The organism is Dyella sp. GSA-30 (genome assembly GCF_027924605.1).
In the GTDB taxonomy this organism is placed as follows: domain Bacteria; phylum Pseudomonadota; class Gammaproteobacteria; order Xanthomonadales; family Rhodanobacteraceae; genus GSA-30.
Genome location: NZ_AP027042.1, coordinates 3,118,685 through 3,132,374, shown reverse-complemented (window position 1 = coordinate 3,132,374; position 13,690 = coordinate 3,118,685). Strand labels below are relative to the sequence as shown.

At 61.9% G+C, this 13,690-nt stretch carries 11 protein-coding genes and 1 tRNA gene; all 12 read right to left on the bottom strand.

Features of this window, described 5'->3' with window-relative positions:
- Window positions 1-11: 11 nt before the first annotated feature.
- Complete coding sequence (nusA, locus tag QMG46_RS13760) at window positions 12-1,517, bottom strand: transcription termination factor NusA (protein WP_281848394.1); 1,506 nt, start codon at window positions 1,515-1,517, stop codon at window positions 12-14.
- Between the two features lie 48 nt (window positions 1,518-1,565).
- A complete protein-coding gene (gene rimP / locus QMG46_RS13755; RefSeq protein WP_281848393.1) occupies window positions 1,566-2,090 on the bottom strand; it encodes a ribosome maturation factor RimP in 525 nt (174 codons plus the stop codon).
- A 211-nt stretch (window positions 2,091-2,301) separates the two neighbouring features.
- A tRNA-Met gene (locus QMG46_RS13750) sits at window positions 2,302-2,378 on the bottom strand.
- 155 nt (window positions 2,379-2,533) lie between these two features.
- Window positions 2,534-3,979 carry an NADH-quinone oxidoreductase subunit NuoN gene (gene nuoN, locus QMG46_RS13745; RefSeq protein WP_281848392.1) on the bottom strand — a complete coding sequence of 482 codons (1,446 nt, stop codon included), beginning with the start codon at window positions 3,977-3,979 and terminating at the stop codon, window positions 2,534-2,536.
- A gap of 12 nt (window positions 3,980-3,991) precedes the next feature.
- Complete coding sequence (locus QMG46_RS13740) at window positions 3,992-5,503, bottom strand: NADH-quinone oxidoreductase subunit M (RefSeq protein ID WP_281848391.1); 1,512 nt, start codon at window positions 5,501-5,503, stop codon at window positions 3,992-3,994.
- A 12-nt stretch (window positions 5,504-5,515) separates the two neighbouring features.
- Entirely contained in the window at window positions 5,516-7,552 is a 2,037-nt protein-coding gene (gene nuoL / locus QMG46_RS13735) for an NADH-quinone oxidoreductase subunit L (RefSeq protein WP_281848390.1), read from the bottom strand.
- Between the two features lie 4 nt (window positions 7,553-7,556).
- Window positions 7,557-7,862, bottom strand: coding sequence for an NADH-quinone oxidoreductase subunit NuoK (nuoK, locus tag QMG46_RS13730; protein WP_281848389.1), 306 nt, complete (start codon window positions 7,860-7,862; stop codon window positions 7,557-7,559).
- A complete protein-coding gene (locus tag QMG46_RS13725) occupies window positions 7,859-8,506 on the bottom strand; it encodes an NADH-quinone oxidoreductase subunit J (protein ID WP_281848388.1) in 648 nt (215 codons plus the stop codon). Before QMG46_RS13725 ends, nuoK begins: the two co-directional genes overlap by 4 nt.
- Window positions 8,507-8,518: 12 nt before the next feature.
- Window positions 8,519-9,010, bottom strand: a complete 492-nt coding sequence (nuoI, locus tag QMG46_RS13720) for an NADH-quinone oxidoreductase subunit NuoI (RefSeq protein WP_281848387.1) — start codon at window positions 9,008-9,010, stop codon at window positions 8,519-8,521.
- An 8-nt stretch (window positions 9,011-9,018) separates the two neighbouring features.
- Window positions 9,019-10,044, bottom strand: a complete 1,026-nt coding sequence (gene nuoH / locus QMG46_RS13715) for an NADH-quinone oxidoreductase subunit NuoH (RefSeq protein WP_281848386.1) — start codon at window positions 10,042-10,044, stop codon at window positions 9,019-9,021.
- A 3-nt stretch (window positions 10,045-10,047) separates the two neighbouring features.
- Window positions 10,048-12,372, bottom strand: a complete 2,325-nt coding sequence (gene nuoG, locus QMG46_RS13710) for an NADH-quinone oxidoreductase subunit NuoG (RefSeq protein ID WP_281848385.1) — start codon at window positions 12,370-12,372, stop codon at window positions 10,048-10,050.
- On the bottom strand, window positions 12,369-13,679 hold the full coding sequence (nuoF, locus tag QMG46_RS13705) for an NADH-quinone oxidoreductase subunit NuoF (protein ID WP_281848384.1): 1,311 nt from the start codon (window positions 13,677-13,679) through the stop codon (window positions 12,369-12,371). The genes nuoG and nuoF overlap by 4 nt, the downstream gene beginning before the upstream one ends.
- Between the last annotated feature and the right edge of the window lie 11 nt (window positions 13,680-13,690).

Genomic DNA, 13,690 nt, shown 5'->3' with positions numbered 1-13,690 from the left:
GCCACCCGCGGTCAGCCACCTTTCTCCAGGCGCTCGATCATCGGCGCACGTGCAGCCATGATCAGCGCGGCGGCGCGCTCTTCGTCCATGCCGTCGATATCGATCAGGTCATCGACCGCGAGGTCGGCCAGATCGTCCAGTGTCACTACTTCACGTGAAGCCAGCACATACGCCGTGGCTTCGTCCATCCCGGGCAGGCCCAGCAGCTCGTCGGACGGCTGATGGTCTTCGATGCCCTCTTCCACCGCCAACGCCTCGGTCAGCAGCGCGTCGCGGGCGCGGGCGCGGAGTTCCTCGACGATGTCCTCGTCGAAGCCCTCGACGGCCAGCAGCTCGGCGCTGGGCACATAGGCGATTTCCTCGACGCTGGAGAAACCTTCCTGCACGAGGATGTTGGCGATCTCCTGGTCCACTTCCAGCTTGTCCATGAACAGCTGGCGGGCGGCTTCCTGCTCGGCTTCGCTCTTGGCGGTGACCTGGTCCTGGGTCATCACGTTGAGCTGCCAGCCGGTGAGCTTGCTGGCCAGACGCACGTTCTGGCCACCGCGGCCGATGGCCTGGGACAGCTTGTCCTCGGCCACCGCGATGTCCATCGAGTGCTTTTCTTCGTCCATGATGATCGACTGCACTTCGGCCGGCGCCATCGCATTGATGACGTACTGCGCCTGGTTCTCGTGCCACAGGATGATGTCCACGCGCTCGCCGTTGAGCTCGTTGGACACCGCCTGCACGCGCGAACCGCGCATGCCGATGCAGGCACCGATCGGATCGGTACGGCTGTCGTGCGCGACCACGGCGATCTTGGCGCGGTCGCCCGGATCACGCGCGCAGCCCTTGATCTCGACCAGGCCCTGGCCGACTTCCGGCACTTCGAGCTTGAACAGCTCCATCATGAATTCGGGGGCGGCGCGCGAGACGAACAGCTGCGGGCCACGCACTTCCGAACGTACTTCGTACAGGTAGCCGCGAACGCGGTCGCCGACACGGGCCGATTCGCGCGGAATCGTCTTGTCGCGCGGAATGAACGCTTCGGCGTTGCTGCCCAGGTCCAGATAGACATTGCCGCGCTCGACGCGCTTGACGATGCCGGTGATCAACTCGCCGACGCGATCCTTGAACGCATCGACCACCTGCTGGCGCTCGGCTTCGCGCACGCGCTGCACGATCACCTGCTTGGCGGCCTGTGCAGCAATGCGGCCGAATTCGGCATTTTCAATCTGCTGTTCGATGTATTCGCCGATCTGCGCGTCTTCGCGCTCGTCCACGGCGTCCATCAGGCGCAGCTGGTGGAACGGGGATTCCATCTCGCCGTCGTCGGCAATGATTTCCCAACGACGGAAGGTCTCGTACTCGCCGCTCTGGCGATCGATCGACACACGGATATTCGGATCTTCGTCCGGATAGCGCTTCTTCGCGGCCGACGCCAGCGCCGCTTCCATCGCCTGGAAAATCACTTCGCGCGGCACGCCTTTTTCGTTGGCAACCGCATCGACAACCAACAATAATTCTTTGCTCATTGCAGCAACTCCATCGACGCCGCCTAGCGTCCGATCGCTCTAGTTGAATTACTTCTTCGAAGCCTTCTTAGTCGCCGGCTTCTTGCCACCCGGCTTGGGCTGCGGCACATAACCGAGCGCCACCCAATCAGGCACCACGCGCGCGCTTTCCACCGCCGAATGCTCGAAATCGAAAGTCTTGCCTTCTGCCTCGAGCGAAATCCGCTCGCCTTCCACTGCCAATACCTTGCCTTTCAGGCGGCGACGCCCTTCCAGCGGCGCCTTGAGCAGCAGTTTCACTTCTCCGCCCACGTATTTAGCGAACTGCGCCGCAGTAAACAGCGGCCGATCGATACCCGGCGAAGAAACTTCCAAAAGATAATGGCCGGGAATCGGATCTTCCACGTCCAGCATCGCCGACAGCTCGCGGCTGGCCGCCTCACAGTCGTCCAGACCCACTTCACGGCCTTCGACGTCCAGATAGACGCGCAGAGTACTCTGCCCCTGCGACGGGGTGAACTCCACGCCGATGCATTCCAGCCCCAAATCGGCCAAAACCTCGGTAAATCGAGTTGCGAGTGCCTGCGTATCCATAAAATTTCCAGTCGCCAGAAACGAAAAATGGGCTCAAGCGGCCCATTCCCTGCCCTCAGTGAGAGCGTCCTCGCCGATGTCCCGACTCGTCCAGATGCTTCCCGGGCACCGGCGCCGCTAGCTTGAAAGATAGCTGTGACGCTCATGCGACGCATCCTTGCGCCCAACAAAAAAGCCTCACGAGGAGGCTTTCTTGTTCTAAGAAAGATCCTGGTAGCGGGGGTAGGATTCGAACCTACGACCTTCGGGTTATGAGCCCGACGAGCTGCCAGACTGCTCCACCCCGCATCAGAGTTCGAGAAGTCTAACGACATGGCCGATTTCTTGCAAGTTGTTTCGTGAATTTTTTTCACAAAAACGTAAAATTGCTTATGCGCCCGATGAACAAATTCAAAAAAAAGCCCGCAATTTGCGGGCTTTTTTAAATCTTTCAGCAAGTACGCTTATGCGCCAAATGCACTACGGCACCAGGCAAGCAACGGGCTCGAACCAAAACCCAGCGCGAGCAAGGCCAGCGCATTGATCGACAGCACCAGACGCAGCGATACGTCGCCCTGCACCTTGATCTCCGTACCTTCCACCGGCTGGTCGAAGTACATCACCTTGACCACGCGCAGGTAGTAATACAGACCGATGATCGCGAACACCGCACCCACGATGGCCAGCCACATCATGCCGGCGTGGATCGCGGCCTGCAGCACCAGCAGCTTGGCGAAGAAGCCGAACAGCGGCGGTACGCCGGCAAGCGAGAACATCACCAGCATCATCAGGAACGCCATCCACGGCGAACGGCGGTTCAAGCCCTTCAGGTCGTCGATGTTCTCGCACTCGAAACCGCTGCGTGCGAGCGCCAGGATCATGCCGAAGGCCGCGGTACCCATCAGCGTGTAGCTGATCGCGTAGAACATCGCCGCGGCGTAGCCTTCCGGCCCGGCATTGACCAGGCCGAGCAGCAGGTAACCCATGTGCGAGATGGTCGAATACGCCAGCAGACGCTTCAGGTTGGTCTGCACGATGGCAACCAGGTTACCGATCGCCAGCGACAGCACCGCCAGCGAGGCCAGCAGCGGCTGCCAGTAATGCGACAGGTCACCCAGGCCCGAATCCAGCAGGCGGTAGGCCATACCGAACGCGGCCAGCTTCGGCGCCGAGCCGATGAAGATGGTCACGGCGGTCGGCGAACCCTCGTAAACATCCGGGATCCACATGTGGAACGGGGCGGCGCCGAGCTTGAAGCCGATGCCGACGATCATGAACATCATGCCGAACAGCATCAGGTTGGGCATGTCGGTATGCGCGGCGGCGGCATGCAGCTGATGCAGATCCAGCGTATGCGCGGCACCGTAGACCATCGACATGCCGTACAAGAGCATGCCCGAGGCCAGAGCGCCCAGCACGAAGTACTTGATCGCTGCCTCGGAGGACAGACGCGAATCGCGATTCAGTGCGACCAGCGCATACGAGGACAGCGTCAGCAGCTCCAGACCCAGGTAGATCGTCACCAGGCTACCGGCCGAGACCAGCAGCATGATGCCGATCACCGCGAAGATCATCAGCGTGTAGAACTCACCGACGAACAGCTTGCGATCGGTCAGGTACGGGCGACCGTAGATAAACACCAGCACGGTGGCGAGCAGCGCGAAGACCTTGAGTATCTCCGACACGCGGTCGCGCACGAACATGCCGCTGAAGGCGTTGACGCTCACATCCGGCTGTTGCGCCACTACCAGGTAGATCCCGACCAGCAGCACCGCGATCGACATCCAATGCAGCGTCCCGCGCTGCGAGGGCTTCATGAAGGCATCGATCAGTAGCAGCAAGCACGCGGCAACCGTCAGGTAGGCCTCGGGCAGCAGGATCAGAATGTCATTGAGATTTGGAAGATTCATGATCAGCCCTGCTTAAACCTTGTGATTGGCCAACTGCTGCACGAGCTGCGTCACCGAAGCGTCCATCAGGTGAATCAGCGGCTGCGGCCACACGCCCAGGGCGATGACCGCCGCGGCGAACGCGATCAGCACAAAGGCTTCGCGGCCGTTGATGTCTTTCATTTCGGCCACGTGCGGATTGGTGACTTCACCCCACAGCACGCGCTTGACCATCCACAAGGTGTAGGCGGCGCCGATGATCAGGGTGAAGGCTGCGAACAAGGCGATCCAGGGGTTGGCGCTGAAGCTGGCCAGGATCACGAAGAACTCGCCGACGAAACCGCTGGTGCCCGGCAGACCGCTGTTGGCCATCGCAAACAGCACATAGAAGAAACCGAACCAGGGCATCACGTTGATGACGCCGCCGTAGTCCTTGATCTGACGCGTGTGCAGGCGGTCGTAGAGCACGCCGATGCACGAGAACATCGCGCCGGAGACGAAGCCGTGCGAAATCATCTGCACCATCGCACCCTGCATCGCCAGATTGCCGGCATCCAGGTTGTTGTGCTCGCGCACCAGCAGGAACGCCACGAAGATACCCAGGGTGACAAAGCCCATGTGCGCCACGGACGAATACGCCACCAGCTTCTTCATGTCCTCCTGCACCAGCGCGATATAGCCGATGTAGACCACCGCGATCAAGCTGAGCGCGATCACCAGCCAGGCGTAATACTCGGACGCATCCGGCACGATCGGCAGCGAGAAACGCAGGAAACCGTAGCCGCCGATCTTCAGCATCACCGCGGCCAGCACCACCGAACCGCCGGTGGGCGCTTCCACGTGGGCGTCCGGCAGCCACGTATGCACCGGCACCATCGGGACCTTCACTGCAAAGGCCAGCAGGAAGGCGAAGAACAGCCAGCTCTGCTCCTTCATGCTCAGCGGCTGCGCCGCCCAGGTGGCCAGGTCGAAGCTGCCGCCGGTCTTGTTGTACAGGTAGATCAGGCCGATCAACATGAAGATCGAGCCGAGGAAGGTGTAGATGAAGAACTTCAGCGTCGCGTACACGCGGCGCGGACCACCCCACATGCCGATCAGGATGAACATCGGGATCAGCATGGCTTCGAAGAACACATAGAACAGCAATGCGTCCGTCGCGCAGAACACACCGATCATCAGGCCTTCGAGCACCAGCATGGCCGCCATGTACTGATGCGGCTTGTCCTGGATGACCTCCCAGGCGCCGACGATCACCAGGATGCCGACAAAGGTGGTCAGCAGAATCAGCGCGACCGAAATGCCATCCACGCCCAGGGCGTAGTGCACGTTGATCGAGGTGATCCAGCTGTAGTTTTCGACCAGCTGCTTGGTCGCGTCACTGGCATTGAAGTGCGGCAGCAGCATCAGGCTGACCACGAAGGTCAACATGGCGACGAGCAGCGAGAGCCAGCGCGCCAGGTTCGGACGGGCCGAACCGGCAAGCAGCACCGGTATGGCACCGACGACGGGTAGCCAGATCAGCAGGCTGAGCAAGTAATTGGACATGGAACGTTTCCCTTATTGCCCGACCAGCCAGTACCCGCCAAGCAGCAGGATCAGGCCGAGAATCATCGCGAAGGCGTAGTGATAGAGATAACCGGACTGCAAACGGCGCGCGACCGAGGCGATGCGCTGCACCAGCGAAGCGGAGCCGTCGACCACGATGCCATCGATCACCGCGGTATCGCCGCCCTTCCACAACGCGCGCCCCAGCGCCACGCCGCCCTTGGCGAACACGGCGAAGTACACATTGTCGATCCAGTACTTGCGATCCAGCACGGTCCACAGCGGCTTGAGCCACGACTTGATCCTGCCGGCCATGGCCGGGTTGAACAGGTAGATGTAGGTCGTGATGATGAAGGCGAGCGCCACCAGGATAAACGGCAACTGGGTGAAGCCGTGCAAGGCCATGGCGAACGAGCTGGTGAACCCTTCGCCCACCTTCTCCAGCACGTCGTTGCCTTCGTGCAGACGGATGGCATCGCCGAACCAGTGGCCGAACAGCATCGGCTGGACCGCTAGGTAACCGATCACCAGCGACGGAATCGCCAACAAGATCAGCGGCAAGGTCACCACCCACGGCGATTCTTTCGGCGCATGATGCAGCACGCCCGACTCGTGGTGATCATGATCATCATGATGCTCATCGTGATGATCATGAACGTGCCCATGGTCGGAAACGACCTTGAAGCGTTCCTTACCATGAAAGGTCAGGTACATCTGGCGGAACGTATACAGCGCAGTGACGAAGGCGCCGGCCATCACGCAGAAATGGGCATAGGTGGCGCCCCAGCGATGCGACTCGCCCACGGCCTCGATGATCGCGTCCTTCGAATAGAAACCCGCGAAGAACGGCACGCCACACAAGGCCAATGAACCGATCCACATGGTGATCCAGGTGATGGGCATGTACTTGCGCAGGCCGCCCATGTAGCGCATGTCCTGCTCATGGTGCATGGCGATGATCACCGAACCCGCGCCCAGGAACAGCAGCGCCTTGAAGAAGGCGTGGGTCATCAGGTGGAACACCGCGCCGGCATAGGCCGAGACGCCGAGCGCCACGGTCATATAGCCCAGCTGCGACAGCGTCGAATATGCCACCACGCGCTTGATGTCGTTCTGCACGATACCGATCAGGCCGGTGAACAAGGCACCCGTCGCGCCGATGATCATCACGAAGCTCAGTGCCGACTCGGACAGTTCGAAGATCGGCGACATGCGCGCGACCATGAAGATGCCGGCGGTCACCATCGTCGCTGCATGGATCAGTGCGGAGATCGGGGTTGGGCCTTCCATCGAGTCGGGCAGCCACACGTGCAGCGGCACCTGGGCGGATTTACCCATCGCACCGATGAACAGCAGGATGCTGATCACCGTGGCGGCATCCCACTGCGTATTGGCCGTGATATGCAAGGTGCGACCGATCAGGCTGTCCGCATTGGTGAAGGCCGTGGCGTAGTCCAGCGTACCCAGGAAATACAGGATCGCCGCGATACCCAGCAGGAAGCCGAAGTCGCCCACGCGGTTGACCAGGAAGGCCTTCAGGTTGGCGAAGATCGCCGTCGGGCGCTTGAACCAGAAACCGATCAGCAGGTAAGAGACCAGGCCCACCGCTTCCCAGCCGAAGAACAGCTGCATGAAGTTGTTGCTCATCACGAGCATCAACATCGAGAAGGTGAACAGCGAGATGTAGCTGAAGAAGCGCTGGTAACCGTCGTCATCGGCCATGTAGCCGATGGTGTAGATATGCACCAGCAGCGACACGAAGGTAACCACGACCATCATCATGGCCGACAGCTTGTCGATCATGAAGCCGACGCTGGCGCTGAACTTGCCGATCTCGAACCAGGTGTAGATGTTGTGGTTGTAGATCTCGGCGCCGGTGCACATCTGGTACAGCACGTACATCGACAGTGCACACGAGACGGCCACGCCCAGGATGGTCGCGGTATGCGAACCGGCGCGGCCTATGAAGCGACCAAGAAAGCCGGCGAGCAGACAGCCGACCAGCGGCGCGAGCGCGATGACCAGCAGAATGGAGGTAGACAGTTGCATCGACTCAACCCTTCATGCTGTCGATTTCGGCGATATTGATCGTGCTGCGATTGCGGAACAGCAGGACCAGGATCGCCAGGCCGATCGCGGTTTCCGCCGCGGCCACCGTGAGAATGAAAAACACGAACACCTGCCCCGCCGGATCGCCGATGAAGCGCGAGAACGCGACGAAGTTGATGTTCACCGCCAGCAGCATCAGCTCGATCGACATCAGCAACACGATGACGTTCTTGCGGTTGATGAACAGGCTGGCCACCGCGATGCAGAACAGCACCGCACCCAGCACGATGAAATGCGAAAGCGTGATCATGGGGTGGACTCCTGTTGCGGCGACGTCGCGGCCGGCTGTTCGGCGGCCATCTTGATCAGGCGCACGCGGTCACGCGGATTGATGCTGACCTGCTGCAACGCCGTCTGATGGCGCACGCCACCACGATGGCGCAAGGTCAGGGCCACCGCAGCGACCACGCCCACGGTAAGAATCAACGCGGCGATTTCGAACGGCAGCAGGAACTGCGTGTACAGCGCCTTGCCCAGCCACTCGGTATTGGAGAGGCCGGCTGCGGTTGCGGGGTTGGCACCCATCACCTGGGCGTGCATCGCACGCACGCCGATCAGCGCCAGCATCTCGCCCAGCATGACCAGGGCCACGATGATGCCCACCGGCAGGAACTTGATGAAGCCCTCGCGGACGTTTTCCTTGTCGATGTCCAGCATCATCACCACGAACAGGAACAGCACCATGACCGCGCCGACGTAGACGACGATCAGGGCGATGGCGAGGAATTCCGCCTCGGCCAGCAACCAGATGCAGGCCGTGCTGAAAAAGGTCAGCACCAGCGACAGCACCGCGTGCACTGTATTTTTCAGGGTGATCACACCGAGCGCCGCGATGATGGTCACCGCGCCGAAGGCGTAGAAGCAGATGAGTTGGAACAATTGCGGATCGATCATGATGTCCCGTCCTCAGCGATACGCGGCGTCTTGCGCGCGAGCTGCCGCGATGTCCTTCTCGAAGCGGTCGCCGATGGCGAGCAGCTGCGGCTTGGTCACCACGTTCTCGCCGCGATGCTCGAAGTGATATTCGTGCACGTGCGTTTCCACGATCGAGTCGACCGGGCAGCTCTCCTCGCAGAAGCCGCAAAAGATGCACTTGAAAAGATCGATGTCGTAACGCGTGGTGCGGCGCTGGCCGTCACCCGGGCGCGGTGCCGAGTCGATGGTGATCGCCAGGGCCGGGCACACCGCCTCGCACAGCTTGCACGCGATGCAGCGCTCTTCGCCGTTGGGATAACGACGCAACGCATGCAGACCGCGGAAGCGGTTCGACTTGGGGATGTGCTCCATCGGGTAGCGCATCGTGTACTTCGGGCTGAACATGTAGCGCATGGTCAGCGCCATGCCCTTCAGCAGCTCGATGAGCAGGAGGCTCTTGAAATAGTGAGTTACGCGAGACATGGCTTTTTTTAAGCTCCCGTGCCGATGCTGACCCAGCCGAAATACTTCATGCAGCCGGCTACCAGGACCCATACGATCGTGATGGGGATAAAGACCTTCCAGCCCAGACGCATGATCTGGTCGTAGCGGTAACGCGGGAAGCTGGCGCGGAACCACAGGAACATGAAGGCGAACACGAAAGCCTTGATGAACAGCCAGAGGAAACCGCCCTGCCCGATGAAGCCCCATGAGGTCGGGAACGGCGACAGCCAGCCGCCCATGAACAAGGTGGCCGCCAGGAAGCTGACCAGGATCATGTTGGCGTATTCGGCCAGGAAGAAGATCGCAAACGCCGAACCGGAATATTCCACGTGGAAACCGGCGACGATTTCCGACTCGCCTTCGGCCACGTCGAACGGCGCGCGGTTGGTTTCGGCTACGCCCGAGATGAAATAGATGATGAAGACCGGCAGCAGCGGCCACATGAACCAGTCGAAGACACCCTTGTGACCGGTCTGCGCATGCACGATGTCGGTCAGGTTCAAGCTACCGGCGAGCACCAGCACGCAGACCAGGCACAGGCCCATGGCCAGTTCATAGGAGATGACCTGCGCGGCCGAACGCATCGCACCAAGCAGCGCGTAGCGCGAGTTGGATGCCCAACCGGCCAGGATGATGCCGTACACGCCCAGCGAGGTCATCGCCAGCAGATAGAGCACACCTGCATTGACGTTGGCGAGCACCATTTTCTCGCTGAACGGAATCACCGCCCACGCGGCCAGCGCGGGAATCAACGCCAGCAAGGGTGCGAGGTAGTACAGGAACTTGTTCGCGCTGGTCGGAAGGATCACTTCCTTGATCAGCAGCTTGACCACGTCGGCGAAGGCCTGCAGCAAGCCCAGCGGACCGATCTTGTTCGGTCCCATGCGCACGTGCATCCAGCCGATGACCTTGCGCTCCCAGTACACGAACATCGCCACGCCGATGATCAGGGGCAGCACGATGCAAATGATGTAGACCAACGGCCAAACCAGCTGGTTGAGGATCTGCTCCATGGTTTACGCCTTGCTCAAGGTGATGGCCGCGCCGTACGGCGGCAGCGTGGCGGTGTCGTTGTGCGCGGCCTCGATCCACACCGTGCCATCGGGCACCGTGCTGTCGATCGCCACCGGCAAGGTCACGCCGGCGATGGTTGCCTTGCCACCATCGGCCAGGCCCTGGCGCTGCGCTTCAGCCGCGCTCAGGCGAATGGCCGGTGTGCGGTTGAGCGGATGCTCGCCCAGTGCCTTGGCACGACGCAGCACCGCGTCGGTGCGGTAGATCGGCCAGGTGGCCAGACGGCTCAGACCGTTGAAGGCCTGGCGTGCGGCAACCTCGCCACGCGCGGTGTGCGCGCGCTCGGTGATGCCTTCACGCAGACCGGCCAGATCGTCGAACTCGAAGCTGGCCACCTTCAACAGGCCGCCCAGTGCACGCAGCACCTTCCAGCCCGGACGCGCATCGCCCGGTGCCTGCGAACCGGCGCCCACGCTCTGCACCATGCCGTCGACGTTGACCAGGGTCGCGTCGATTTCCGGCAACAGGCCGATCGGCAGGATCACGTCGGCGACATCGCGCAACACGGGGCTGGCGTAAGCGCTGAATGCGACAACCTGTTCGGCGGCATGCAAGGCCTTGAGCACCGCGGTGCCATCGGCGAAATCGTGCGGCGGCTCGGCGCCGTACAAGACGTAAGCCTTGCGCGGCTGCGCCAGCATCGCCTGCGCATCGAGCCCGCCATTGGCCGGCAGCACGCCGACACGGGCGAGACCGATCGCATTCGCACCGACCGGAAGTTCGTTGTAACCGGCGCCCGTGGCGTCGGCGATGAAGCGTGCGATCGCGCGCAGCCACGAAGCCTGCGGATGCGTGACGGCGGCTTCGCCCACGATCACGGCAGCATGGCCGGACTTCAGCGCGGCAATCGCAGCGCGTGCCTTGTCGGTCACTTCCACGTTCGCGGCGGCGTCCGTCGCGAACGACGGCAACGTCGCGCCGCCTTCTGCGGCAGCCTTGGCCACCGCCAGCAACGCATCGACCAGATGCTGCGGCGCGACCACGGCTTCATGGGCCAGCGGATAGTTGAAATCGAACTCGGCCGGATTGACCGCGAAGACCTTGGCGCCCTTCTTCACTGCCTGATGCACGCGATGATTGACCAGCGGCAGTTCGTGACGCAGATCCGAGCCAACCAGCAGTACGGCCTTGACCTTGTCCAGCGAGGCCACTGGCGTAGCGAACGTCTGTGCGACGGCATTGTCGGCAAAGTCCTGCTGACGCAGGCGATGGTCGACATGGGCGCTGCCCAGGCCACGCGCCAGACGCATCAGCAGATCGCCTTCCTCGTTCGAGGTGGCCGGATGCACCAGCATGCCCAGCTCGCTGCCCGGCACCTTCTTCAAGGCCTCGGCGGCGACGGTAAGCGCGTCTTCCCAGGTGGTCGCAGTCCACTGACCGTTACGCTTCACCTGCGGCGCGCGCAGACGGTCTTCGACGTACATGCCCTGGTGGCTGTAACGGTCGCGGTCGGACAACCAGCATTCGTTGACCGCTTCGTTGTCGCGCGGCACGGTACGCAGCACTTCGCCGCGGCGCGTGTGCAACCACAGGTTGGAACCGAGCGCGTCGTGGTAGGCCACCGACGGCTTGGCGACCAGTTCCCAGGCGCGCGCCTGGAACTGGAACGGTTTGTTGGTCAGTGCGCCGACCGGGCAGACGTCGATGATGTTGCCCGACAGCTCGGTTTCCAGCGTCTTGCCGATGTAAGTACCGATCTGCAAGTTGTCGCCGCGGCTCATACCGCCGAGCTCGTAGGTGCCGGCGATTTCGCTGGTGAAGCGCACGCAGCGCGTGCACTGGATGCAGCGGGTCATCTCGGTAGCGACCAGCGGCCCGATGTTTTCATCGGCGATGGTGCGCTTGCGCTCGGTGTAGCGCGACACGCCGCGGCCGTAGCCGAGCGAAACGTCCTGCAGCTCGCACTCGCCGCCCTGATCGCAGATCGGACAGTCGAGCGGATGGTTGATCAGCAGGAATTCCATCACGTCGCGCTGGTACTTCAGCGCGGTAGCCGAACGGGTCTGCACCTTCATGCCTTCGGCCACCGGAGTGGCGCAGGCCGGCTGCGGCTTGGGCATGGGCTTGCCGCCCATTTCCACTTCGACCAGGCACATGCGGCAGTTGGCGGCGATCGGCAGCTTGCGGTGATAGCAGAAACGCGGAATCGCGACGCCAATGGCGTCGGCCGCTTCGATGATCATCGCACCCTTGCGAATCTGCGTGGGCTTGCCGTCGATCTCGATGTTCAGCAGATCGGAAACGGCGGCGGTGGGTTGGGCGCTCATGCAGCAGCTCCGATCTTGTCGTCGACGATCGAGCGACCGTTAACGATGTAGTACTCGAATTCATGCCAGAACTGGCGCAGGAAACCCTGCACCGGCCACGCGGCGGCTTCGCCGAAGGCACAGATGGTGTGGCCTTCGATCTGGCCGGCGATGGCCTTCAGGCGATGCAGGTCGTCCATCGTGCCCTGCCCGTCGACGATGCGCGTCAGCACGCGATTCATCCAGCCGGTGCCTTCGCGGCACGGCGTGCACTGGCCGCACGATTCCTTGTAGAAGAACTGCGAAATGCGACGGGTGAAGCGCACCGTGCAGACGGTGTCGTCCAGCACCACGATCGCGCCCGAGCCCAGGCCGGTCTTGAGATCACGCAGCGTGTCGTAATCCATCGGCAGGCCCTTCAACTGCTCGGCAGTCAGCACCGGCATCGACACACCGCCAGGAATCGCACCCTTCAAGGTACGGCCCGGACGCAGTCCGCCAGCCATTTCCAGCAGTTCGTCGAAGGTGGTGCCGAGCGGCACTTCGAAGTTGCCGCCCTTCTGTACGCAGCCGGAGACCGAGAACACCTTCGGCCCGCCGTTCTTGGTCTTGCTCTGCGCCAGGAACCAGTCCGCGCCCTTGCGCAGGATCGAGGGAACCGAGGCATAGGTTTCGGTGTTGTTGATCGTCGACGGCTTGCCGTACAGGCCGAAGTTGGCCGGGAACGGCGGCTTGAAGCGCGGCTGGCCCTTCTTGCCTTCGAGCGATTCCATCAGCGCGGTTTCTTCGCCGCAGATGTACGCACCCGCACCAAGCGCGTTATAGATATCGATATTGAGGCCGGTGCCCTGGATGTTCTTGCCCAGCAGGCCCGCGGCATACGCCTCTTTGAGCGCCTCTTCGAGATGCTCGTACGGCTCGTGATGGAACTCGCCGCGCAGATAGTTATAGGCCGCGGTCGAACCGGTGCAGTAGCACGCGATCGCCATGCCTTCGATCACCGCATGCGGATTGAAGCGCAGGATGTCGCGATCCTTGCAGGTGCCCGGCTCCGATTCGTCGGAGTTGCAGAGGATGTACTTCTGCATGTCGCCCTTGGGCATGAAGGACCACTTCAAGCCGGTCGGGAAACCCGCGCCGCCGCGCCCGCGCAGATTGCTCTTCTTGATCTCGTCGATCAGCGTGGTCGGGTCGGGCTTCTCGGCGAGGATTTTCTTCCACGCTTCGTAGCCACCAACCTGGACGTAGCTTTCCATCGCCCACGGCTTCTCGAAATGAAGCGTGGTGTAGACGACCTGATGTTCTTTGGGTGCCGGACCGTATGCCATTGCCGAAGCCC

Excerpts from the sequence above, each read along its gene's own strand:
- nusA (WP_281848394.1), bottom strand. The coding sequence starts at position 1,517 with ATGAGCAAAGAATTATTGTTGGTTGTCGATGCGGTTGCCAACGAAAAA.
- rimP (WP_281848393.1), bottom strand. The coding sequence starts at position 2,090 with ATGGATACGCAGGCACTCGCAACTCGATTTACCGAGGTTTTGGCCGAT.
- nuoN (WP_281848392.1), bottom strand. The coding sequence starts at position 3,979 with ATGAATCTTCCAAATCTCAATGACATTCTGATCCTGCTGCCCGAGGCC.
- QMG46_RS13740 (WP_281848391.1), bottom strand. The coding sequence starts at position 5,503 with ATGTCCAATTACTTGCTCAGCCTGCTGATCTGGCTACCCGTCGTCGGT.
- nuoL (WP_281848390.1), bottom strand. The coding sequence starts at position 7,552 with ATGCAACTGTCTACCTCCATTCTGCTGGTCATCGCGCTCGCGCCGCTG.
- nuoK (WP_281848389.1), bottom strand. The coding sequence starts at position 7,862 with ATGATCACGCTTTCGCATTTCATCGTGCTGGGTGCGGTGCTGTTCTGC.
- QMG46_RS13725 (WP_281848388.1), bottom strand. The coding sequence starts at position 8,506 with ATGATCGATCCGCAATTGTTCCAACTCATCTGCTTCTACGCCTTCGGC.
- nuoI (WP_281848387.1), bottom strand. The coding sequence starts at position 9,010 with ATGTCTCGCGTAACTCACTATTTCAAGAGCCTCCTGCTCATCGAGCTG.
- nuoH (WP_281848386.1), bottom strand. The coding sequence starts at position 10,044 with ATGGAGCAGATCCTCAACCAGCTGGTTTGGCCGTTGGTCTACATCATT.
- nuoG (WP_281848385.1), bottom strand. The coding sequence starts at position 12,372 with ATGAGCGCCCAACCCACCGCCGCCGTTTCCGATCTGCTGAACATCGAG.
- nuoF (WP_281848384.1), bottom strand. The coding sequence starts at position 13,679 with ATGGCATACGGTCCGGCACCCAAAGAACATCAGGTCGTCTACACCACG.